The sequence below is a fragment of the Marinomonas profundi genome (assembly GCF_020694005.1).
GTDB classification, from domain to species: domain Bacteria; phylum Pseudomonadota; class Gammaproteobacteria; order Pseudomonadales; family Marinomonadaceae; genus Marinomonas; species Marinomonas profundi.
This window is the reverse complement of record NZ_CP073013.1, coordinates 3,533,629-3,556,770: the sequence shown is the minus strand read 5'-3', so window position 1 is coordinate 3,556,770 and position 23,142 is coordinate 3,533,629. Positions and strand designations below refer to the sequence as shown.

The following is a 23,142-nucleotide window of genomic DNA, read 5'->3' as shown; positions in this document are numbered from 1 at the left end:
TGTTTACATGAGGCCAAGTTGACCTTTTACCACGGACAATGCGGGTTCTCCATTATAGGTTGTCACCCCTTGGAGCCAGTTGTCTAGCACGCCTGGGTGAGCCTTGATCCAATTTTCTGCGGCTTGTTCGGGCTTTTCACTTGAGCCGATGATTTCGTTTTCCATTGTTAGGCTAAATTTAAGGTTGCTGAGCAGCTTGCCAACGTTAGGACACTCATTTGTATAGTCTTTACGGGTCAAGGTTCTGATGGTTGCTCCGCCATAGTTGGGTCCGAAATATTCGTCGCCACCGGTTAAGTATTTTAAATCAAAGTTTACGTTCATTGGGTGAGGTTCCCAAGCGAGAAAAACAATGAAGTTGTCTCGTTTTACGGTTCTTGATACTTGCGATAGCATAGCTTGTTCGCCTGACTCAACAAGGTTCCACTCTTTTAGACCAAAATCATTGCTGTCTATCATATCTTGTAGTTTCTGGTTGGCGGGCGCGCCTGCGTCAATGCCATATATGCGCTGACGAAAGTCTTTGCTAAATTTTTGTAAGTCGGAAAAATCTTTTACGCCTGCGTCAAACACATAGGTTGGAACAGCCAAGGTGAATTTTACGCCTTCTAAGTTGGTGCGAACGATCTCAATATTGTCTTTGTATTTATCAATAAAAGCCGATTGAGCCGGCATCCAGTTGCCCATAAAGGCATCTATTTCGCCATTTTTTAAGCTTTCAAAACCGACAGGGACGCTTAGAAGATAGACTTGTGTATCGTATCCCATTGCGTTTAAAAGGGTTGTTGCTATGCCATTGGTGGCACCAATATCCGTCCAGCCCGGGTCGCTAAAAGTCACTTTTTGACATTGCTCTGGTTCAGCAGCGAGCCCTAAGCTACTACTAAGTAGTAAGCTTGTAACCCCCAAGGCTTTGAGCCCTTTCTGATTAAAAGGAAATACTGTCATTTGCGTGCTCCTATAAGTGTTGGTCTTTGTTTGCGTATTGTTGGTTATACGATTTTAGGGAATCGAGATCGGCTTTCCAAATCGTCTAGGTCAATGTGGTTTCTCATGTACATTTCGCTGCTATCGAAGATAGGTTGGTGATCCCATGCGAGTTTTTTTCCTTTGTTCATGGCTTTGACAATTAAACGACGTCGGCGTTGGCTGATTAGAACGTCTTGGGTCATTGCATCAGAATCCCAGCGCTCCAACGCTTCCTGTTTGAAAGCCTTGCATAGGTCAGCATAATCTGGGTTTGTCGCTAGATTAATTAGCTCATCTGGGTCATTTTCTAGGTCAAATAACTGCTCTGGATCGATTGCGCAATAGACGTATTTATATTGTGCTCTGCGTATCATTAAAAGTGGGGCAATGGCGCCCTCACCAAAATACTCACCGATTACTTCGTCGTGCCCGCCAGCGTTGCCTTCAATATGTGGCATTAGGCTTCTGCCTTGTATGGGCATGGCATAATGATGGTCTGTGGTGTTCGTCGCCATTTCAAGGAAAGTGGGTAATAGATCCATGGTGGAAACCGATTCTTTGACGCGCTTAGCTGAAAAATGTTGGGGTGCGTGAACGATCATAGGGACGCGAGCTGACCCTTCAAAAAACGACATTTTATACCAAAGGTTGCGTTCGCCGAGCATATCGCCATGATCGCCGGAAAAAACAATAATGGTATTATCGGCTAGGCCTGTTTCTTCTAGTGTTTTTAATAACATGCCGATTTTGTCGTCTACGTAGCTAATGGCGCCGTAGTAAGCGCGTCGAGCGTTGCGAACTTGTTGCTCACTTAGTGCTTGATCGTGATAAGCATAAACTTCTTGTAATCGTGCTGAGTGTGGGTCTTGGTCTTCTTTATTAATGGTGATTTTAGGGGGATCTATTTCATCCTCTTGGTATCTGTCCCAATATTCTTGCGGTATTGCGTAAGGGTCGTGTGGGTGTGACATGGAAACGGTAAGGCAAAATGGACGATCCTGCTCGCGTCGTACATAGTCGTATAGATAACGCTGGGCGTGGAAAACGACTTCGTCGTCAAAATCCAGTTGATTGCTGCGTATACAGGGGCCTGCTTGAGTAACAGACGACATATTATGATACCAGGTAGGGCGCGTTTTAAGGTCATCCCAATTGGGAAACCAGCCATAATCAGCAGGGTAAATATCGGTAGTGAGGCGCTCTTCGAATCCATGCAGTTGATCCGGGCCACAAAAGTGCATTTTACCGGAGAGTGCGGTTTTGTAGTTTTGTGCTCGCAAGTAATGGGCAAAGGTTGGAATGTCCGCCGCTAGGTCAGCGGCGTTGTCATAAGCGCCAATTTTACTAGGAAGCTGACCTGTCATTAGTACATATCTAGAGGGCGCACAGAGCGGACTGTTGCAATACGCCGAGTCAAAGACTACGCCACTTTCAGCGAGTTTGCTCAGGTTGGGGGTTTTTACAACAGGGTGCCCATAGATGGGCAAAGCAGAGGCTGCGATTTGATCGGCCATAATAAAAAGAATGTTAGGTTGTTTGTTTGACATGATTTTCTCTAATGGATAAACATTGAAGTTAGGATTTATTGAGTGGCAATAACCCTGCTTTGCTTACATTGCGCCATGAAAAAGATGCTGTAAACTGACTAAAATCTTATGTATTGGATAAGTTTAACTTATGTTAATAAACTCAGAGTTGCCACCATTGCAATCACTTGTCGTTTTTGAGGCCGCCGCAAGGCTGTTGAGCTTTACTGCTGCCGCGCGCGAATTAGGCACGACACAACCGGCGGTAAGTCAGCAAATACGGACATTAGAGGTTTCACTTGGCGCACCATTATTTGAGCGAATTTATCGTGGTGTGGTATTGACGGATGCGGGGCATATTTTACTAAAAACGACACAGTCGAGTTTGCAAGACTTGCGTAATGTGATGCAAAAGATAAAACAAAAACCAACGTCCCAACGTATTACTGTCGCAACGGATTTTGCTTTTGCCGCTTTTTGGCTCATGCCTCGCTTGCCAGAATTTCGTCGTCTACATAAAGACATTGATATCCGCATTCAAACTTCTCAATCTGAAGTGGATTTGGTATCAATTGAAGCGGACGTGGCGATTTTATTTGGCGAAGGGCAATATCAAGGCTATTTGACGGAAAAATTATTACCTGAGCAGGTTTATCCGGTATGCAGTCCAAAGCTATTGGATGAATTTTCTGGCTTTACCAATCTAACGGATTTGATAAAAGCGCCATTGTTAAAGTTAAATGCTGATATGGGGCAAAAATGGATGGATTGGGAATTGCTGTTTCAGCAGCAGGGTGCCCAATGGCAACCCTCTGAATCTGTGATGGAGTTTGATAATTATACTTTGTTGGCCCAGGCTGCGATTTCTGGTCAAGGGGTGGGGCTTGGCTGGTCACCACTATTGGATGACTTTATTCAAAGCGGCGTGCTGGTCGCGCTGTCAGATTTCGCGGTGCAATCTGATAATGGCTACTATATTGTGGTGTCGAAAAAACGGGCACCCACGGCACCCGTTTCCGCGTTTATTGATTGGCTTAAGTCTTAATCGTTTTTATATGAATGCTTTTTTATAAATACAGCCACCAGAGAACCCCAATCGTGCAAAGCGATAGGGGAAGAGAAAATAAAATCATCAATGCGATTTCGTCCACAGGTCCTTTAAAAGTGGTGGCCAACATGTAGCTGATGACGGCAACGGGCATGGCGCTTAGCACTATCAGTACCGCGCCTTCTAACGGGGTCAGCGGAAAAAAATACACGACTGTGCAGGCGCTCAACGCCCCGATAATAGGGCGAAACAGAGACAATAGCGCGGCTCTGCCAATTTTGTGGCGTTCTTTTATGGTTAGGTTGCTAATCGATTTGCCTAGTAGCATTAACATAATGGGCAGTGTGATTTGGCTGATCATGTTCAGTGTGCTCATTAAGGGCACGGGGAGACTGACATCCAAGCTGAGGAAAACGCCACCCACAAGCAGCGTAATAATGGCGCCACTTTTGAGTAATTGTTTTGGGTGGTAAGTGCCTGACATAAAGCCAACACCCAAGGTGAAATGGCTGATCTGCACGATGGATGAAATGACCACCGCAATCGCCATGCCTTCTATTCCAAATAAAGCGTAGGCAACAGGAATGCCCAGATTCCCCGTATTTGGATTGACCAAAGGGGGCAAGTAAAATTGTGGCGACAGTTTAAGGGCTCTGAGAAATAAGTAGGAAAGTAAGGCGACTAGCGCTAATACCAGCACGGTGGCAGCAATAATTTTTAGCATGCTAAAAATTTGCATTTGCATAGACAAAACCGAGTGCAGTAGCAGGGCGGGTAAGCCTACATTGGACACCAGAGCGCTAAGCGATGGGCTTTCTAAATAGTGTGTTTTTTTACCAAGAAAAAAGCCTAAAAAAATGATCAATACAACGGGAGTGAGTGAGCCAGCCAAAGCCAATAGCATAGAAATCCTTAAGGGCGCCTTCGTGTTATGCGTTTTTGTTAGCGTCAATACTAAAGGCTTCCACCAGGTAGTGCACCAAGGCTTTTACTCTGAGGCTGATATTTCTTGATTTTGGATAGAGTAAACTGACGTCGGAGTGGGGGAGTTGCCAGTCTGGTAATGGCTGTATCAGTCGTCCTGATTGAATATCTTGCTCAACATAATACGCTGGCTGTCTAGAGATACCTAGGCCTTCGAGTGTCGCCTGTTTTACGACATGCCCATTTGAACATTTAAGCTTTCCTTGCACCGGAAGCTCGTATTTTTCTTTGCTGTTAAGGTGTGTGAATGACCATCTTTTTACCGAGCCATTGATTAAAGTATGGTCCAGCAAATCTTTCGGGCTGTTGAGCTTAGGCATGGTCTCAACATAAGCAGGACTCGCGACAAGATAGTTGGCATAGCGGGTGAGTCTGCGGCCAATCAGGTTGGAATTAGTAAGCGAACCCATTCTGACAACAAGGTCATACTGCGATTCAATTAAATCTTCTCTTGTACTGGAAAAGCTGAGCTCTATTTCTATCTTTGGGTTGTCACGCATAAATCTCAGCAAGAGCGGCGCGAGTATTTCTTCACCAAATAAACCACCCACGGCATTGATTCTGATTTGGCCTCCAATACTGGCGTGAGCGTTTTGGGCGGATAATACGGCATGTTCTAGTTGGTCTACTCCCTGACGTGAAAGCTGATAAAAAGTTTCTCCAGCGGGAGACAGAGAAAGTGATCGGGTAGAGCGATACAGCAACTGTACGCCCATGTCTTTTTCTAGGCGGCTAATGATTTGCGACACTCTGGCTCGAGAAATATTCAGTTGCTCAGCGGCCTTGGAAAAGCTTTGTGATTCAACAACGGTTAAAAACTCTCGTAGGCCTTGCGGGAAATTAGCACTCATATTGTTAAGCCTTATTAAACAATGATTTTAATATATTGATAATTATAAACAGTAAAAAGGCTCGTATAGTAGCGCCATTCATCATTAATTCGTGCATAGGAGTGTTTATGAAAACAAGAACATTAGGAAAAACAGGCTTTGAGGTGTCGGAAGTCGGCTTAGGATGCTGGCAATTAGGGAATGATTTTGGTCCTGTGGAAGATAAGGAAGCGACTACTATATTGCAAACGGCCGTTGACGAAGGTATTCATTTTTTTGATACGGCGGACGTTTATGGTGGTGGTTTAAGCGAACAGAGAATAGGCCAATGGCGTAACACTTTAAGCAAATCGCCTATTATCGCGACTAAGGTCGGGCGTGATGCAGCGCTCTATCCTAATGGTTACAGCAAGGCGGCGGTGAAGAAGAGTTTGCAGGCCTCCGCTAAACGACTCGGCGTCGAGACGATTGATCTTGCACAGCTGCACTGTGTGCCTCGCGATGTGCTGTTTTCAGGGGATATACTGGCTTGGATGGAAGACCTTAAAAAAGAAGGCGTTGTCCAGCACTTTGGTGCCAGTGTAGAAATGCTAGACGAAGCGACGTTTTGTTGTGCTCACCCTGAATTGGCCAGCTTGCAGATTTTATTCAATGTTTTTCGTCAAGACGCGGTTGAATCCCTCTTGCCATTAGCCGAAAAAAACAACGTCGGCATTATTGTACGTTTACCATTAGCAAGCGGTTTACTGTCTGGGAAAATGTCTCTTGATCATCGCTTTGATGAGCATGATCATCGCTCTTACAATAAAGATGGCGCGGCGTTTCATGTGGGAGAGACGTTTAACGGAATTCCGTTTGAAAAAGGCGTGGCATTAGTAGAAGCATTAAAGGCAAAATTGCCTGAAGGCCAAAATATACTAGATGTGTCGCTGCGTTGGATTTTAGATCAGCCACAGGTTTCGAGTATTATTGCTGGCGCCAGCCGCTCATCTCAGGTGACACGCAATGCCGCGGCATCGGCTTTGCCGCCGCTAAGCAGCGAGTTGCATGCCTTGTTGACCGATTTTTACCGTGCAGAAGTGAGAGGTCATATTCGCGGTGGTATCTGATTTTGAGAGGCTCAATCTCTTAGTAACTGAGCCTTTGAGTCACTAAGTTTCTGATTCATTAAACCTCTGAATGCACTAAGTCTCTGAACGCACTAAACCTCTGAAAAAATGGCGCGATTTTATCGCGCCATTTTTTAGTTTAACCGTCTTGCTGTATTGATTAAGGGTATTTATTTTAATATTTGTTCGGCGTGGGCTTTGGTTTTCACCTTGCTGATAATGTCCTCTATCATGCCATTTTGATCGATGATAAACGTCGTTCTCACTGTCCCCATAGACTCTCGTCCCATGAATTTTTTAAGTTGCCAAGTGCCGTATAGCTCATGAACTGTTTTTTCAGTATCGGCAATCAAGGGAAACGGCAGATTGTATTTCGCGATGAAGTTTTGATGTTTTTTCTCTGTATCTGTGCTGATGCCAAGAATGACGAAACCTTGATCAAGTAGGGCTTGATAGTTATCACGCAAATCGCAAGCCTGTGCTGTGCAACCTGGTGTTGAGTCCCGAGGGTAAAAATACAAAACGACTTTTTTGCCTTTGAATTGACTGAGAGTGATGGTGTCGCCGTTTTGGTCTTTGGCGCTAAAGTCTGGGGCGGGTTGCCCAATTTCAATTGTCATAAGGTGTCCTCTGTTTGTGCGTTTATAAACCGTAGCTTAGCAAGGGTGAAACAAAAAATCCCCTCAGATGTCTTTTCTTGCTAATTTACTCCGGCTTTACGCGCCGCAATTATTGTTAAAGGTGAGTCTGGACGTTACTATAGGCGCCGCTTAATATTTTTATCGGAGACTCGAAATGATCACAGGTAGTTTAGTTGCGCTTATCACACCGATGTCAGCAGATGGCGCTGTAGACACTAAAAAATTAGATGATCTAGTCGAGTTTCATATCAATGAAGGAACCCATGGCATTGTTGCTGTCGGTACAACCGGTGAATCGTCGACCTTGACCCCAGAAGAGCACGCCAATGTGATTCGTCAAGTGGTCCGTACCGTGAATGGGCGTATTCCTGTGATTGCAGGAACGGGGGCGAATGCAACGCATGAAGCGATTGATCTGACTCGTCGAGCAAAAGACGCGGGTGCCGATGCCTGTTTATTGGTGACGCCTTATTACAACAAACCGACTCAAGAAGGTTTGTTCCAACATTTTAAAGCCATTGCTGACGCCGTTGATATTCCTCAAATTCTGTATAATGTCCCCGGAAGAACGGCTTGTGATATGCAAAATGACACCGTGGTTCGTCTATCCGCCATCAAAAACATAGTTGGTATTAAAGATGCTACAGGGGATTTAGAGCGTGGTGACGCGCTGATTAAGGCGTTGCCAGAGCACTTTGCAGTGTACTCAGGAGACGATCCAACGGCGGTGTCATTGATGTTGCTAGGTGGCAAGGGCAATATTTCAGTGACCGCGAATGTTGCCCCAAAAGCGGTCGCTCAAGCGGCAGAATTCGCATTGGCTGGTCAGGCAGATCAAGCCCATGCGATTGATACCACTATTTCGTCTTTGCATAAAAATTTATTTTTAGAGTCCAATCCTATTCCTGTTAAATGGGCGTGTAGTCAATTGGGCTTGTGTGATGATGGTATTCGGTTACCATTAACCCCTCTTTCTGAACATCACCATTCTGCCGTTCGACAGGCAATGATAGAAGCTGGAATTTTATTAGTATGAATAAGTTTGCTTTACAGTTTGTTGGCGCGACGTCAATCGCCTTAGGTTTATCCGGTTGTAGTCTGTTTTTGACAGACCATTCCAATGATTATCAGAATGAAAAGCCGGTGACATCGACACTGGAAACACCAGCAGGGTCTAAACAGTCAAAAGATCTACTGGTTATTCCTAATGAAGATAAAATCGGTAATTTAGAACCCTCTGATTCTTTTACGACACCAAGAGCCCCGTTTGTGTTTTACCCAATGGTTAATGTGGGTGTGACCGAGCAAGACGATGCCATTGAATTCTTAGTGCCAGCAGATCAGCAACAAGCAAAGCGCATCGTTGCGGATTTTCTGACGGCGCTTCATGGTGCGGGTACATCCATTGCATCGCAAACCGACAATCAAATTATCTCCATTGCTTTTGACTTTCATCCGCAAGGTTGGTGGGCGTCTTTGTGGAGCGATATCACCCGCTTGCATCCAGCACAAACGGTTTTTTCATTCCGCTTTAGTGAATCCGGTGACAAAACACGGGTAAGCGTTCAGTTTCGTGACGAACAGCAGGATGTAGAACCCAGTCGCTGGATGAGCCCTGTTCAAAATGACGATGCTTATTCGGTGGCGGTACGCTTATGGGGCGCAATGGGGCGTCAATTGAATCAATCGTCGGCTTACCTTTCAAATCGTGACGACACATCGCCGCTCCCTGTTTGGGTTGATCATCAAGGTTTGTATGCTATTTACTTAGGCAAAAACGTCTCGCCAGCAGATATTGAAACTAAATTGAACATGGCGGGCATGTATTTGATGCCAGAAGTGGAAAACATGCTGGCACCTGTGCCGCCGGAAGAGGTTGCACGTATTGGCGATGTGATTGACTTCATGGTCCCTAGTGGCAAGGGTAGCGAAATGAAACTGTTCAATACGCGTCGTCGAAACCTTGATGATGTCGGTTGGGAAGAGCGAGAATACGCTTACCAAATCACTCATCAAAAAGCAGGTGATTTCTTGGTGATTGATGTGTCATCAATGGCATTGCCTGAAGTGGTGTCGTTTCATTTGGCACAGCGTTTTGTAAATTAAAGATTAACCCCTCACAAAGACAAACCGGAGACCCTCCAATGGAAAAACGACAAGAGCTGTATGCAGGTAAGGCAAAATCTGTATTTCGTACAGATGATCCTGACAAGATGGTTCTAGTGTTTCGTGATGACACCTCGGCATTTGACGGCAAAAGAATAGAACAGCTTGAGCGTAAAGGCATGGTGAATAACAAGTTCAACGCCTTCATCATGACAAAATTGCAAGAAGCGGGTATTCCAACCCATTTTGAGACGCTTTTAAGCGATACCGAGTCGCTGGTTAAGTGTCTTGATATGATGCCTATCGAATGTGTTGTCCGTAATGTTGCGGCAGGTAGTTTGTGCCGTCGTCTAGGTGTGGAAGAGGGAATTACCCTTACTCCGCCGACCTTTGAGTTATTCTTAAAAAATGATGCCCTAGGGGATCCAATGATAAATGAGTCACATGTGGAATCATTTGGTTGGGCCAAAACGGCAGATTTAGAGAAAGCAAAAGCGCTTACCTTCAAGGTGAATGATGTATTAAAAGCGATTTTTGCCGAAGGCGGCATGATTTTGGTGGATTACAAATTAGAATTTGGTCTATATAAAGGTGAGGTTTTATTAGGTGACGAGTTTTCACCTGACGGCTGCCGTTTATGGGACGCCAACACCAAAGAGAAATTAGACAAAGACCGTTTTCGTCAAGGTTTAGGTGGGGTAATCGAAGCTTACGAGGATGTTGGTCGTCGTATAGGCATTGATTTCGACGCCTAAGTGGACGAATGATTTAGTTCATAATGGAGGGGCTTGCTCCTCCATTGTTGCCACGCAAGCTTGCCATTCAAGGACACACATTGATTAATTTCCTCCCTGTCGCCATTGGCCTGCGTTACGCTCGGGCAAAACGCTCCAATCATTTTATTTCTTTTATTAGCTTTTCATCTATTGCTGGCCTTGCGCTTGGCGTAATGGTGCTTATCACGGTGTTATCTGTGATGAACGGCTTTGATAGGGAGTTACGACAACGAATTTTAGGTATGGTGCCTCACGCTACTTTATGGGGCTCGCCTGTTTTAGACGATTGGCGTGGTACCGCCAAATTGGTTGAAAAAATGCCCAACGTGGTTGGGGTTGCTCCTCATATTCAAGCGCAGGTCATGTTTCAATCGGGTCAAAGCGTTCATGGTGCTATCTTGAATGGCATCAATCCAGAGATGGAAAAAAAGGTTTCTATTATTGATGACAACATGGCTTCAGGTTCACTTAATGCGCTCAATGAAACGCGTTTTGGTATCGTTTTAGGGGCGCAGCTCGCCAAAATGCTGCGGGTGGAGATTGGCGATAAAGTCACGGCCATTTTACCTAAGGCCAATGTCTCTATTGCCGGTGTTGCGCCAGTACTGAAGCGTTTCACTGTCGTGGGTACCTTTGAGGTGGGAGCTGAATTAGACAGTAGCTTGGCTTATATCAATATAAAAGACGCGGCCAAACTCAAGCGCTATAAAGGCGACGATGCTGAAGCCTTGAGAATTTCGTTTGATGATCTGTTTGTTGCCCCGACTCGTATTTGGGATATCGCCCGTGAAGTGCCAGGTCAAAATCGGGTGAGTGATTGGACTCGTACTCACGGAAATTTGTTTCAAGCCATTCAGATGGAAAAAACCATGATAGGTTTGTTGCTTTTACTTATTGTTGCGGTGGCGGCTTTTAATATTGTCTCGACCTTGGTCATGGTGGTAACGGATAAGCGTAATGATATTGCGATTCTTCGAACCATGGGCTTAACCTCGGCTCAAGTGATGTGGGTGTTTATTGTTCAAGGCGTGTTTATTGGTATGCTGGGCACCTTGATTGGTGTCGTCTCAGGGGTGGCCTTAGCGCTGAACGTGAGCGATCTTATTGCCGCCATGCAGACATTATTAAATGTTCAGTTTTTGAATGCGGATGTGTACTTTATTAATTATTTGCCATCACAGCTAGAATGGTCTGATGTGAGGCTTATTGTCATATCAGCCTTTATTATGACGGTTGCCGCGACGATTTACCCCGCTTGGCGAGCTTCCAAAGTAGAGCCAGCAGAGGCATTACGTTATGAGTAATAATATCGTTCTAGAGTGTCATTCGCTGTCTAAACAATACCAAGACGGTAAGCAGGTTATTGAGGTATTTCACTCTATTGATTTAACACTAAACAAAGGCGAGGCTTGCGCTATTGTTGGGGCTTCTGGATCTGGTAAAACCACCTTGCTGAATTTGTTGGCGGGGTTGGATTTGGCCACGACTGGCGATGTTAAGTTGGCGCAGGTTTCTTGGTCCAGTATTAGTGATGCAAAACGCGCTAAAATGCGCAATAAAGAAATGGGCTTTGTGTATCAGTTTCACCATTTATTAGCGGAATTTAGCGCCTTAGAAAACGTGCTCATGCCGATGTGGATTGCGGGCATGAATAAGCAGGAAGCAAAGCAGCGCGGAGAAACATTGTTGGCACAGGTGGGGTTAAAAGATCGGCTAGATCATAAGCCTTCACAACTCTCTGGCGGAGAACGGCAGCGTGTGGCGATTGCCCGCGCACTGGCGAATCGTCCGGCTTGCGTGTTGATGGATGAACCAACAGGAAACTTAGATGAAGCCACGTCGTTAGAAATTCAGAACCTGATTAACGAGTTAAAAGTGACTTACAATATGGCTTTTCTGGTGGTGACGCATGATGAAAAAATGCTGGGATGGATGGATTCTGCTCATCGCTTATCGCAGGGTGCCTTGCATAGGCTAAAGTAAGCGGTAAAAGATTAAAGGCTAGATTCACGGATATTTTTGGCTTTTTGTCGGCATTTTTTAAATGCTTTGAGGTGTTATTTATTGCGAAGGGTGCGTTCTTTCCAGCGTTTAATCACATGCAGTCGCCATAAGATGGTAATAAGGACATAGCTGATAGCACCAACGACGAGACCAGAGATGAATGAGCCAACATAGAGCGGCAGCCAAATGTGCTCCAATTTATCCCAGATCCATTCGACAGAAAGTTGGAAGTCTTTTTTGTCTTGAGCACCCAGTATTAAGGTGCCTACTTTGTAGTTGCAATAAAATACAAAAGGCATAGTGAGGGGGTTTGTGATCCACACTAATGCAATCGACAATGGGATGTTGGCGCGTAAGGGAATAGCGAGTAAGGCCGAGGCGAGCATCTGAAAAGGCATGGGAATAAAGGCCCAAAACAAGCCATTAAAAAATGCCCGAGCGACAGATTTGCGGTTGAGGTGCCATAAATTAGCCTCATAAATTTGAGACCCTAATAGACCTAGCGCTTTACTTTGTCTCAGCTTTTCTGAGTTAGGTATGATTTTTTTTAGATAATTTTTTGGCATAGTTAGGTGAAAAATAATTTAGCAATTTAAGACAAGGAGGTCTTATGTTACTAAGTAGTTTATCCGTATTGATGGGCGCCATATTGGTGCCGAGCCACTATTTCTGGCTGTATTCTACGCACATCATTCTAGTGTGTCTCTATCTAATGCGTACAAAGCGTTTAATCGCATTGCTTTTGACACTTCTATCCTTTATTTCCATTCTCTATCATGAATTTCCAGAAAGCCCACCACTTAGTGTGCAGATTGGTGACTCGGTGTCGGTTGATTTTGACGCTCGGCAGCTGGTGGTTGCTGAGTCATCGCTAAGCTCGGTGCCGTTTAGAAAAAACTATGTCAGCGTCCAGTTCTTTTCTTCTGATGGTGTTCGCCACACGTTGGATGACTTCATCTTAAGCTCGCTTTTGACTAAACAAGGGCGCTGGGTAGAAGGCGAGGTTGTTAGTCTTGTACCAGCCGATAAAGAGGGCCCTTGGTGGCAGAGAAATCTCTATGTCAAGCATCAGCGGGCACAGTTAGGGATACGTTTTGCCGATGCCGATGAGTCTCAGTTGCACTCTGCCGTGATGCCGCTGAGAAATCAGCTGTTTGCCTATTTGGATCATGCTTTTTCTGGGTTTGATCATTGGCGATTCTCTAAAGCGCTTTTATTGGGCAGCGATGATTTGTGGACTGAGCGAGATACTTGGGTGGTTCGTACCTTAGGCTTGGCGCACCTTTTTGTGGTTTCTGGTTTGCACACGGGTTTTATGTTTGCCATAGGCAGTGTTATTAGCCGCCTTATTTGGTGGTTGAGCCCGAGGGCAATACTGCTCTCGGGGGTGAGCCGTTGGCATTATGATGTGATTATTGTTATTCCTCTGCTACTTGGGTATGCCTATATTACGAATTGGGGAGAACCCGTGGTTAGGGCGTCGATCATGTTAAGTGTCTACTTGTGTGCTCGAATGATGGCGTTGAAGGTGTCTCCTTACCGTATTATCACTTTTGCGCTCTGGTTGGTTTTACTGTTTTCTCCTAGAACGTTATTAAGTCCTGGGCTCTGGCTTTCGTTTAGCATGGTGTATTTGCTAATTGGCTTTTGCCAGATTTCAACCGCTTGGTCTCGTTTGGTTATGGTGCAAGTCATGTTGAGTACCGCATCCATGGTGTTGATTCTTGGCTGGCAAGAGGCTATTTCCAGTAGCGCTATCTTGGTTAACATTGTGCTGATTCCCTTGGCGGCTTTTATTTGGTTTCCATGGGTTTTACTGGCTTGCTTAGAGACACTCGTGTTTGGTTCGACGCTTGGCTATGGGATGCTGGAAGGCTTACTCGTTTATGTGATGCGAGCATTGGAATGGTTGGTTTTTTCTGCGCCTTTGCTGCATTTTGATGTGTTTTCTTCGCCTGTACCGCGTTTTCTCATGCTGTTTCTGGTGTGCTATTGGGTGTACCAGAGTCCGTTAAAGCGAGGCATGATGGGGGCCTTGTGCATCTGGTGTGTGTTGTTTTATTCCATATTGTTTGGCCCTTCCAAAGCGGATATCTCACTGGAAAATATTAATCGGACGCTGGTGTTAAAAAAACAGGGGGAGATTTTATTATTAAATGGCTGGGCGGATAATCAAATGGACCGGCTGATGATTCAGTCTTATTTGAAGGTGAAAGACGAGGGGCGTTATATTTTGTCGCCCCGTTTAAGCTCAGCATTGACCGCTGCTACGCTTCTGCAGGCGGATATTGATTGGGTGATTCTGCAAAAAAAAGAGCCACCAAGTGTGTTGGCTGTTTTGCATGCCTTACAAATAAATTGGCTGGTGGTTGCGGAGGGTGAATCCTTGTTTTTTTATTTTTCAAATGGCCAAATTTCATTGCGTCACTCTTCCTGCGTATATTCGTTTTTTCTCTTAAAATCTGACACTTGCAAGCGTGTAGAAAAGTTAGAGAGTGTGTTAAATTACAGTCAAATTTAATTTGGAGAGCAACGTGTTAGCTTTTATTCAGACGGGTGGTTTTTTCATGTGGCCATTAATGGCTTGTTCGATTCTAACATTGGCGATTATTCTTGAGCGGTTTTGGACCTTGCGCAAAAAAAATGTGGCACCAAAAGGGCTGTTGTCTGAGGTGATGACACGATTACGAGACGATAGAATGAGCCTCGAATATATTCGTTCTATGCAAGCCAAAACCGGCTTGGCGTCTATTTTTGCGGCGGGTCTTCTGAACTCTAAACATGGCCGTAACTCAATGAAAGAAAGTGTCCAAGAAGCGGCCAGTCATGTGATTCATGAACTAGAACGTTTTATGAATACTCTTGGTACGATCGCAGCAATCTCACCCTTGCTAGGCTTGTTGGGTACTGTGGTTGGAATGATTAAAGTCTTTTCCGTGTTGATGGAAAGTGGGGCGGGTAATACGGCGTTATTGGCTGGCGGTATATCAGAAGCCTTGTTAACCACGGCAGCTGGATTGGGCGTGGCCATTCCGGCTTTAATTTTCCATCGTTTTTTTAGTCGTCGTATCGATGAGTTAGTCGTGACGATGGAGCAGCAGTCCACCAAATTGATTGACTCCTTACATGGTGATCGAGATAAAACAGGAGCTGCCCAGTGAAATTTCGACGTCAAAAAATAGATGACGTGCAGATTAATTTAACGCCTTTGATCGACGTGGTCTTTTTGCTGCTGATTTTCTTTATGGTCAGTACCACATTTAATCAAAGCACAGAGCTCACCATAGATTTACCAACGGCAACCTCTAATGCTCCTAGTTCTGACCGTACAAAAAACGTTGAATTGATTATTACCGCCGATGGTCAATATGTGATTAATGGCCAAACGTTGATTAACGAAAAAGTCAGCACTCTGGTGCAAGGCTTAAAAGAAGTTACGGAAGGGGATTATACGCGTCCTTTAATTATCACCGCAGACGCTAAATCTTCTTATGATATGGTGCTTAGAGTTTATGACGCCGCTGCCTCGCTGGGTATCAGCAAGCTTGCTCACACCGCACAGAAAGAGCCTATTCAGTGAGTGTTGAGTCGTTGTTTACACGTTCTTGGTATGGCCGTTGTGGTTGGACAAATGTCTTTCGGCCTCTGCAGCCTCTCATTAGACGATTGGTGCTCAACAAAAGGCGCGCTTTTTTAGAACAGTCGAAAAAATCCTACCGCGCTCCTGTTCCCGTTGTGGTAGTGGGGAACATTAGCGTTGGAGGGACGGGGAAGTCGCCCATGGTAGTAGCCCTGTGCCAACTCTTAAAAGCGCACGGTTATCGCCCCGGTATTGTTTCACGAGGACATGGTGCAAAAATAACCGTGCCAACCCCAGTTTATCCAGAAAGCTCAACCTTGGCGGTGGGGGATGAACCCGTCATGTTGGTGCGCCGAGCGGCTTGCCCAATGGTAGTGTTTTCAAAAAGAGATGAGGCGGTTAAATATCTTCTGGCGACCACCGATGTGGATGTGGTCATCAGTGATGATGGTATGCAGCATTATCAACTCAATAGAGATATTGAAGTCGCCATGTTGGATGCCAAACGCGGTGTGGGAAATGGTCAATTGTTGCCAGTCGGGCCATTGAGAGAGCCGGTTGAGCGACTCAAAGAAGTTGATTTTGTGGTGAGTGTGTCCCATGAAATGACAGACGCCCTTGAAAAACTGTCGTTGCCAATTACCTTGGCGCCGCTTATTCCAAGCAGGTTGATGTCTTTGGATGGTGCAAGGCGTTTAGATTGCCAGCAAGCATTTGTCTCTCATACAAAATGGCATATTATGGCTGGCATTGGTAACCCTGAACGTTTCATTGACACCTTAGAGCAACTCGGCTTGCAAAAAAAGCATACGACTCATCAATGGTTTGCCGATCACCATGCGTTTGACAAGAATGACATACCTGCTGACAGGGCCATTATCATGACGGAAAAAGACGCGGTAAAATGTCAATCTCTTAGCGTAGTGAATGAAAATATTTGGTACTTACCGGTGTCTTTGCAATTGCCAGAGTGTTTTCAGCACGCTTTTCTAGAAAAATTAAACCTTATAAAAGTGGATCATTAGCATGAATAAAACCTTATTAGATATCCTTGTTTGCCCAGTGACCAAAGCCACGCTTACCTTGAGCAAAGACGGGAGCGAGTTGATCAGTAAAGTGGGTGGTATGGCGTATCCGATCCGTGATGGTATCCCGGTATTATTAGAAACAGAAGCCCGTACTTTGACGGCAGATGAGCGCCTAGAGTCAGGCTCGTCAAAGTGAAAGCGCAAAAGCAGCTGACGCTGTTTAAAATGTGTCAGAAAGAGAAAATTAAGCTAGCCCATGATAATGCGATTTAATACCACAGACTATTTAGCCCAAAGCGTCGAAGACGCGATTCAGAGAAACATTTCTTTAGCGGCTTATAACACGTTTCGTTTTGCTTACCGTGCCGAATACTTTGCGGTCGCAGACAGTATCGCGTCGTTAAAGGCGTTATTGGCATGGGCCAAAGAGTTTAAACAGCCAGTGACTATGATTGGCGGCGGCAGTAATTTGCTTATTGCTGCGGATGTGTCGGGGTTGGTGATTATCAACCGTTTAACGGGCATAAACGTCAGAGAGCAAGGTGGCAATTTGGTCGGTCTAACCGTTGCTGCAGGGGAAAACTGGCATCAGTTAGTGGCCTTTACGGTCACACAAGGCTGGTTTGGTATTGAAAACTTAGCGCTAATTCCCGGCACGGTGGGAGCCGCCCCTGTGCAAAATATCGGCGCTTACGGTGTGGAAATAAAAGACGTTTTAGTTCGGGTTCAAGTGATTAATGCGCTGTCTGGTGATGTCTATTGGGTCAATGCTCAGGATTGTGGTTTAGCTTATCGAGACAGCTATTTTAAAGGTAAATGGAAAGACACTTTATTCATTACGGCGGTGGAATTATCACTTAAAAAGCAAGCCGCGCTTTTATTAACCTACGGTGGTTTATCGGAGCGGGTTAAAGGTGAGCCAAGCCTTAAAGCGGTCTTTGATACCGTGTGTGAAGTGCGACGGGAGAAGCTGCCAGATCCTAGTGAGTTGGCGAACGCGGGCAGTTTTTTCAAAAACCCAATTATTAGTCACGCGCAACATGCGCAACTGAAAGCGCGCTTTCCTTCCTTAGTGTCTTTTCCCTTTGAAAAAGGGATTAAGTTAGCCGCTGGCTGGCTGATCGATCAAGCCGGTTGGAAAGGGAAACAATATCAAGGTGTTGGAGTCTATGAAAAGCAGGCGTTAGTGCTGGTGAATTATTCAACACAAAGCGCAGATGCCTTGCTGGAACTGGAAGCAAAAATAAAACACTCTGTCGCAACGCTTTATGGCGTTGAGTTGGAGCGTGAGCCAGTTCAATTACCCTCGCCGGTTCAGGCTGATGTGCCCAATATGGAGACGCAGGGTTGAAAGTAGGGGTAATGGACTCAGGCGCTGGCGGTTTAACCATCCTCAATGCCATACACCAAAAACAACCTTATCTGGATTTGCTGTATCTAGCCGATGATGCTTTCGCGCCTTATGGCAGTAAAAGTGTGGCGCAATTGCAAGATAGATTGGTAAAGATAGGGCGCTTTTTCGAAACGGAAAAGGTCTCGGCGATTGTGGTGGCTTGTAATACCGCAACGGTGGCGGCCATTGATGCTCTCCGCGCCAGTACCTTATTGCCTGTTATCGGGGTAGAGCCTGCCGTAAAACCCGCCTTTAGACTCAGTAAACAGCGCAAAGTCGCTGTGTTAGCGACGCCTGTGACGGCACAAAGCCCACGCTTAAAGCAATTAATTGCACTGTGGAAATCCGATAGTGAGGTGTCTATTATGTCCAGCGCAACCTTAGCATTTGACATCGACGCTTGGCCTGATTCGCAAGCAAAAGTGACCGAGACCATTCAACAATTGAGTCAAGCAATGCGCGCGCAACAGATCGATACCTTGGTGTTGGCTTGTACTCATTATCCTTTGGTGAAGCATTTGTTTGAGCAAGCACTGGGAAGTGAGTGTGACATTGTCGAACCCAGTGCAGGGGTAACCGCTCAGTTAATTCGCCGTTTAGAAGCCACTTATCCAGAAGCAATGTGCTTGCTACAAAATCCCCTGTCTCAAGTTGAAGGGACGATAACATTGTGCAGCTCTTTGGCGTCTAAAAACATGCACAGACTCGTTTCATGGGTGGAAGCGAGAGAAGATATTTTAGACCTACGACACGTTTCTATTTAAAGGTTGTTGTCAAAAAAAGCGATGATTCTATCCTTTTCCCACATGGCATCTTGATGCCCCAAATCCATTAAAGCCCGACAGTATTGCGGCGTAAAAAGCAAATAGCTCGCCGCGGAACTGATTCTTTCCGAGGTCGACCCTCCCGCTGCTTTTAATAAAATACGGACGTTTTTAGGTAAGGTTTTAATGTAATGATGAGCGATGCCATTAAGCTCTTCTGACGGGGAAATGATCAATGTCTCCGTGGGAAGATTTTGATGCTGGGCTTGTTTTTCCTTGGGTAAATCACGAATAAGGCTATTCATGATCTCTAATTGGTAAATATCATCTTCCAGATTATCGATAAAAGCACTGTTTAATAACTGCCCAAGAATTTGCGCCATACTCGGGGCGCTAGATTCGACTTCCTCTTCAACCGTCGCTGCCCACTTTTTCGCGCTGCGGTTTCCGCTGACACCAATAATGAATAGTTTGTCTGCCCCTAGTTTGAGGGCTGGATAAATGGCTGACTTCTGACGGATAGCACCATCGCCATAATAGTGGTTTTGAATTTTATGGGCTGGAAAAATGGTCGGAATGGCACTGGATGCTAATAAGTGATCTACCCCCAAGATTGCTTCCACACCTTTGCGTCGGTTGCCTTTCCAGGATGCTAGCCCAGGTGTACCTTGGAAAAAGGTTGTTGATTCCCCTGTGCTGTAACTCATCGCCGTGATGGCCAGTGCTTTGAGTTGCTTGTTTGCAATGGCCGTGTTGATTTGAGAAAAGTCTAAGTGATTGGTTAGTAGCTCTTTTAATGGTGTGTTGTCCATTAGCGCCATTGAGGTTTCGCTATTATGGAGGTGAAAAAGAGACAGTAAGGTTTTGGTTAAAGAGGTGGCGACAGGCCAACGACCCACTGTGTAAATTTGATCGGGTGTTAGATGGCGCCATACAAACGCTAAGGTCGATACGGCTTTGGAAAAGTCGCCAGCATGAGACGCTAACATGGTGGCATTTAGTGCGCCAGCAGAGGTGCCACACAAAATTGAAAATGGCAGCGCGGTGTGTTTCGGGAGTATTTTTCCCATGGCGGATAATACGCCAACTTGATAGGCCGCACGTGCGCCACCGCCAGATAAAATTAAGGCATTATTATTGGTCATAAGAACTCGCTTAGTCTGGTTTTATTCAAGCATTCCATGTCTCTCATAAAAACGCATTTCTTCTATTAAAACAACCACACAGATCGATTAAAACAATCATACACTGCTGTGAATTATGCTCAATTCGGTCAATCATATCACCTGTTGATATCAGTATTTTGCATAACAGGTGGGCTTCGCTATGACTAACGGTGGACTGTCCGAGCAATCTGTTCCACAATTCATCGATAGTTTTCAAATCTTGAGCAGTACGTTAAATGTTGAACAACAGGTTAAATATTAAATGTTAAATAATAAGAAAAAGGATCATTCCAATGAAATCTTCTGTCGTCATTAGCGGGGTGGGTCTTTGGACTCCCGCGTATTCCATTAGTAATGAAGAGTTGGTAGACAGCTATAATGCTTGGGCTGAGCAATATAATATTGAGCACGCTCAATCTATTGAAAAAGGTGAGCAAGAGGCAAAGCCGCTTTCCAGTGCGGCCTTTATTGAAAAAGCCTCTGGTATCAAAAGTCGCTATATTTATGCCAAAGAGGGCGCGTTAGACATTAATCGTATGCGTCCGCTACTGGAAGTTCGAAACGACGAACAAGTCTCTCATCAAGCTGAAATGGCCATTGCCGCGGCGCATAAAGCACTAGAAGCCGCCAATAAAAAAGCCAGTGACATCGATATGGTGATTGTTTCTTGTGCTTATACACAGCGCTCTTATCCTGCAATCGCCATTGAAGTACAAGCGGCATTAGGCATCGAGGGGTTTGGCTTTGATATGTTGGTGGCGTGTTCTGCTGCTACTTTTGGTTTGCAGCGAGCGGTTGACGCGGTGAAAGCGGGCACCGCAAAAGGGGTGTTGGTGATCAACCCAGAACTGACGTCGCCTCAGGTTAACTACATGGACAGAGACTCGCATTTTATCTTTGGTGATGTGGCAACGGCTGTGGTGGTGGAAAGCAGTGACACCTGCCAGTCAGCCCATTCTTTTGAGGTGTTAAGCAGTAAATGCATCACGGCTTATTCGAACAATATTCGTTCTAATTTTGGTTATACCACTCGTGCAACAGATGAAGACCCGTATTCAGCCGATAAGTTGTTTCACCAAAATGGTCGTAAGGTATTCAAAGAGGTTTGCCCCATGGCGGCCGAGCATATTGAGAGTCATTTGCAGAGTCAGGGTATTCAAATGGCGGAGTTAAAACGCTGGTGGTTGCATCAGGCTAACATCAATATGAATTTATTGATTAGCAAACGGCTGCTAGGCCGTGACGCCACACTTGACGAGGCACCGGTGGTACTGGATGAATACGCTAATACCGCGTCGGCGGGTTCTATTATCGCTTTTGCCAAATACCATGAGGACTTGCTGGCAGGGGATATTGGGGTGATTTGCTCGTTTGGTGCGGGTTACTCCATTGGGAGCCTGATACTTCGTAAACGTTAACAGCTTAATTCTTTTATGTTGCTTGAATAAGTTGCCTCGTTAAGTCATTGAAACAGATGTGATTATGAGGGAGACTAATTGCATCGGTTTCAAAGACTTAATAAGGTATGTTTAATATGGCTATTCATCCTCAAGCAGGGCAGCTTGCTGCTTATGATTCACTGGTTAATCTTCCTGAGCTCATGACGGCGTATTATGTCAAAAAGCCCCGTGCAGCAACTCATGCCGATGAACGTGTGAGTTTTGGAACCTCAGGGCATCGTGGTAGCGCCTTGTTAAGCAGTTTTAATGAAGACCATATTCTTGCCATTGCGCAAGCCATTGCGGAATATCGCCAGACGCAGAATATTTCAGGGCCGCTGTACTTAGGCAAAGACACGCATGCCTTGTCTGAGGCGGCTTTTCAGACTACGTTGAGCGTGCTCACTGCAAATGGGGTGCGGGTTCGTACTCAATTGAATGGCGGTTATACGCCAACGCCTGTTATTTCCCATGCGGTGTTAACGCACAATAAAGCGGAATCTGATATTAGTGATGGCATTGTCATTACCCCTTCGCATAACCCGCCCGAAGATGGCGGTATTAAATACAATTCAAGCAAAGGCGGCCCAGCAGATAAAGACATTACTGACTGGGTGGCGAAAAGAGCGAATGCGTTATTAGAAAACAATCTACAAGGCGTTAAACGTCTTGGGTTAGACGAAGTGCAAGCCAGTGGTTTAATAGAGCCTTTTGATTATATTAATCATTATGTTGATGATCTTGAAAATGTCATTGATATGAAAGCCATTGCCGATGCAAAAATCCGCATTGGCGTCGATCCTATGGGCGGTTCAGGCATACATTACTGGGAGCCTATTGCGAAAAAATATGGCTTGGACATTAGTGTTGTCAATAAAGAAGTCGACCCGACGTTTCGGTTTGTGCCGCTTGATAAAGATGGCCGTATCCGCATGGACTGTTCTTCGCCGTATTCCATGCAGGGTTTGCTAAAACTCAAAGACGAATTTGACATTGCGGTTGGTAATGACCCTGATTACGACCGACACGGCATTGTCTGTGCTCAGTTTGGGTTAATGAACCCGAATGCTTATCTGGCCGTGGCGATAGAGTATTTGTCACAGCATAGACCGCAATGGTCGCAAGACATTCAATTTGGTAAAACATTGGTCTCCAGTGGCATGATAGATCGTGTCGTGAATGGGCTGGGTCGTCAGCTTTGTGAAGTCCCTGTCGGTTTTAAATGGTATGTGGAAGGCATGTTTAATGGCACCATGGCATTTGGTGGCGAAGAAAGCGCAGGCGCGGCGTTTTTACGCAAAAATGGCCGTGTTTGGACCACTGACAAAGATGGTTTCATTATGGCTTTGCTGGCGGCCGAAATATTGGCGGTGACAGGCAAAGACCCACAAATGCTTTATGAAGAGCAGGTCAGCAAGTTTGGTCGACCTTTTTACAAGCGCATCGATGTGGTGGCGACGTCGGCGCAAAAAGCCTTACTCGGTGCGTTAGATGTCAAAAACGTCACGCAAAAAACGCTAGCGGATGAGCCTATTACGTCGATATTGACCCATGCGCCAGGTAACGGCGCCGCCATTGGCGGTTTAAAAGTCTCTACTGATAATGGCTGGTTTGCAGCGAGGCCATCGGGTACGGAGAATGTTTATAAAATTTATCTAGAAAGTTTTGTGTCAGAAGCGCATCTGGCGAAATTGGAAAGCGAAGCGAAAGCGCTAGTCGACAGTGTGTTAGGGAATTAAGCCTCTACTCATGTCGTTTTAGTAAGCTACGGCAGCGTTA

23 protein-coding genes are annotated in these 23,142 nt (G+C 45.4%); 16 read left to right on the top strand and 7 right to left on the bottom strand.

What is annotated here, in order from left to right; translation table 11 throughout:
• Positions 1-3: 3 nt before the first annotated feature.
• Both choX and betC read right to left on the bottom strand, forming a co-directional pair.
• A complete protein-coding gene (choX, locus tag J8N69_RS16610; RefSeq protein ID WP_168822254.1) occupies positions 4-948 on the bottom strand; it encodes a choline ABC transporter substrate-binding protein in 945 nt (314 codons plus the stop codon).
• A 44-nt stretch (positions 949-992) separates the two neighbouring features.
• Entirely contained in the window at positions 993-2,516 is a 1,524-nt protein-coding gene (gene betC / locus J8N69_RS16605; RefSeq protein WP_168822255.1) for a choline-sulfatase, read from the bottom strand.
• 130 nt (positions 2,517-2,646) lie between these two features.
• On the opposite strand from betC, the gene J8N69_RS16600 reads away from it, so the two are divergent.
• Complete coding sequence (locus J8N69_RS16600) at positions 2,647-3,540, top strand: choline sulfate utilization transcriptional regulator (RefSeq protein WP_168822256.1); 894 nt, start codon at positions 2,647-2,649, stop codon at positions 3,538-3,540.
• A gap of 22 nt (positions 3,541-3,562) precedes the next feature.
• On the opposite strand, the gene J8N69_RS16595 is transcribed toward J8N69_RS16600, so the two are convergent.
• On the bottom strand, positions 3,563-4,447 hold the full coding sequence (locus J8N69_RS16595; RefSeq protein WP_168822257.1) for an AEC family transporter: 885 nt from the start codon (positions 4,445-4,447) through the stop codon (positions 3,563-3,565).
• A gap of 25 nt (positions 4,448-4,472) precedes the next feature.
• Complete coding sequence (locus J8N69_RS16590; RefSeq protein WP_168822258.1) at positions 4,473-5,378, bottom strand: LysR family transcriptional regulator; 906 nt, start codon at positions 5,376-5,378, stop codon at positions 4,473-4,475.
• A gap of 107 nt (positions 5,379-5,485) precedes the next feature.
• On the opposite strand from J8N69_RS16590, the gene J8N69_RS16585 reads away from it, so the two are divergent.
• Positions 5,486-6,466: an aldo/keto reductase gene (locus J8N69_RS16585; protein WP_168822259.1), complete on the top strand. Its 981-nt coding sequence runs from the start codon at positions 5,486-5,488 to the stop codon at positions 6,464-6,466.
• 170 nt (positions 6,467-6,636) lie between these two features.
• Here the strand turns inward: J8N69_RS16585 and bcp are convergent, their stop codons facing one another.
• The gene (gene bcp / locus J8N69_RS16580; protein WP_168822260.1) at positions 6,637-7,086 is read right to left on the bottom strand and encodes a thioredoxin-dependent thiol peroxidase; all 450 of its coding nucleotides are present in this window, start codon (positions 7,084-7,086) and stop codon (positions 6,637-6,639) included.
• Between the two features lie 175 nt (positions 7,087-7,261).
• Between bcp and dapA the strand changes: the two genes are divergently transcribed.
• From dapA to J8N69_RS16555, 5 genes are all read left to right on the top strand, one after another.
• Positions 7,262-8,143: a 4-hydroxy-tetrahydrodipicolinate synthase gene (gene dapA / locus J8N69_RS16575; RefSeq protein ID WP_168822261.1), complete on the top strand. Its 882-nt coding sequence runs from the start codon at positions 7,262-7,264 to the stop codon at positions 8,141-8,143.
• A complete protein-coding gene (locus tag J8N69_RS16570) occupies positions 8,140-9,213 on the top strand; it encodes a hypothetical protein (RefSeq protein ID WP_168822262.1) in 1,074 nt (357 codons plus the stop codon). Before dapA ends, J8N69_RS16570 begins: the two co-directional genes overlap by 4 nt.
• Before the next feature lie 38 nt (positions 9,214-9,251).
• Complete coding sequence (gene purC / locus J8N69_RS16565; protein WP_168822263.1) at positions 9,252-9,968, top strand: phosphoribosylaminoimidazolesuccinocarboxamide synthase; 717 nt, start codon at positions 9,252-9,254, stop codon at positions 9,966-9,968.
• Between the two features lie 80 nt (positions 9,969-10,048).
• Positions 10,049-11,293 carry a lipoprotein-releasing ABC transporter permease subunit gene (locus J8N69_RS16560; RefSeq protein WP_168822264.1) on the top strand — a complete coding sequence of 415 codons (1,245 nt, stop codon included), beginning with the start codon at positions 10,049-10,051 and terminating at the stop codon, positions 11,291-11,293.
• Positions 11,286-11,972 carry an ABC transporter ATP-binding protein gene (locus tag J8N69_RS16555; RefSeq protein ID WP_168822265.1) on the top strand — a complete coding sequence of 229 codons (687 nt, stop codon included), beginning with the start codon at positions 11,286-11,288 and terminating at the stop codon, positions 11,970-11,972. Before J8N69_RS16560 ends, J8N69_RS16555 begins: the two co-directional genes overlap by 8 nt.
• A 74-nt stretch (positions 11,973-12,046) precedes the next feature.
• Here J8N69_RS16555 and J8N69_RS16550 read toward each other — a convergent pair whose 3' ends face one another.
• The gene (locus J8N69_RS16550) at positions 12,047-12,559 is read right to left on the bottom strand and encodes a DUF2062 domain-containing protein (RefSeq protein ID WP_168822266.1); all 513 of its coding nucleotides are present in this window, start codon (positions 12,557-12,559) and stop codon (positions 12,047-12,049) included.
• 44 nt (positions 12,560-12,603) lie between these two features.
• Between J8N69_RS16550 and J8N69_RS16545 the strand changes: the two genes are divergently transcribed.
• Genes J8N69_RS16545 through murI form a run of 7 tightly spaced genes read left to right on the top strand, consistent with a single transcriptional unit; the run spans position 12,604 to position 18,758 of the window.
• Complete coding sequence (locus tag J8N69_RS16545; RefSeq protein ID WP_168822267.1) at positions 12,604-14,514, top strand: ComEC/Rec2 family competence protein; 1,911 nt, start codon at positions 12,604-12,606, stop codon at positions 14,512-14,514.
• Between the two features lie 13 nt (positions 14,515-14,527).
• Entirely contained in the window at positions 14,528-15,154 is a 627-nt protein-coding gene (locus J8N69_RS16540; protein ID WP_168822268.1) for a MotA/TolQ/ExbB proton channel family protein, read from the top strand.
• Positions 15,151-15,573: an ExbD/TolR family protein gene (locus J8N69_RS16535; RefSeq protein ID WP_168822269.1), complete on the top strand. Its 423-nt coding sequence runs from the start codon at positions 15,151-15,153 to the stop codon at positions 15,571-15,573. Before J8N69_RS16540 ends, J8N69_RS16535 begins: the two co-directional genes overlap by 4 nt.
• Positions 15,570-16,598 carry a tetraacyldisaccharide 4'-kinase gene (gene lpxK, locus J8N69_RS16530; protein ID WP_168822270.1) on the top strand — a complete coding sequence of 343 codons (1,029 nt, stop codon included), beginning with the start codon at positions 15,570-15,572 and terminating at the stop codon, positions 16,596-16,598. Before J8N69_RS16535 ends, lpxK begins: the two co-directional genes overlap by 4 nt.
• A gap of 1 nt (position 16,599) precedes the next feature.
• Positions 16,600-16,797, top strand: coding sequence for a Trm112 family protein (locus tag J8N69_RS16525; RefSeq protein WP_168822271.1), 198 nt, complete (start codon positions 16,600-16,602; stop codon positions 16,795-16,797).
• A gap of 60 nt (positions 16,798-16,857) precedes the next feature.
• Positions 16,858-17,952: a UDP-N-acetylmuramate dehydrogenase gene (gene murB, locus J8N69_RS16520; protein ID WP_168822272.1), complete on the top strand. Its 1,095-nt coding sequence runs from the start codon at positions 16,858-16,860 to the stop codon at positions 17,950-17,952.
• Positions 17,949-18,758, top strand: coding sequence for a glutamate racemase (gene murI / locus J8N69_RS16515; RefSeq protein WP_168822273.1), 810 nt, complete (start codon positions 17,949-17,951; stop codon positions 18,756-18,758). The genes murB and murI overlap by 4 nt, the downstream gene beginning before the upstream one ends.
• Here murI and J8N69_RS16510 read toward each other — a convergent pair.
• Positions 18,755-19,903 (bottom strand): patatin-like phospholipase family protein, encoded by a 1,149-nt coding sequence (locus J8N69_RS16510; protein WP_168822274.1) that lies wholly within the window; start codon positions 19,901-19,903, stop codon positions 18,755-18,757. The two genes, murI and J8N69_RS16510, sit on opposite strands and share 4 nt — an antisense overlap.
• Positions 19,904-20,217: 314 nt before the next feature.
• Between J8N69_RS16510 and J8N69_RS16505 the strand changes: the two genes are divergently transcribed.
• Together J8N69_RS16505 and pgm are read left to right on the top strand one after the other, a co-directional pair.
• Complete coding sequence (locus tag J8N69_RS16505; protein ID WP_168822275.1) at positions 20,218-21,342, top strand: beta-ketoacyl-ACP synthase III; 1,125 nt, start codon at positions 20,218-20,220, stop codon at positions 21,340-21,342.
• Positions 21,343-21,458: 116 nt separating this feature from the next.
• On the top strand, positions 21,459-23,102 hold the full coding sequence (pgm, locus tag J8N69_RS16500) for a phosphoglucomutase (alpha-D-glucose-1,6-bisphosphate-dependent) (RefSeq protein WP_168822276.1): 1,644 nt from the start codon (positions 21,459-21,461) through the stop codon (positions 23,100-23,102).
• The last annotated feature ends 40 nt before the right edge of the window (positions 23,103-23,142 follow it).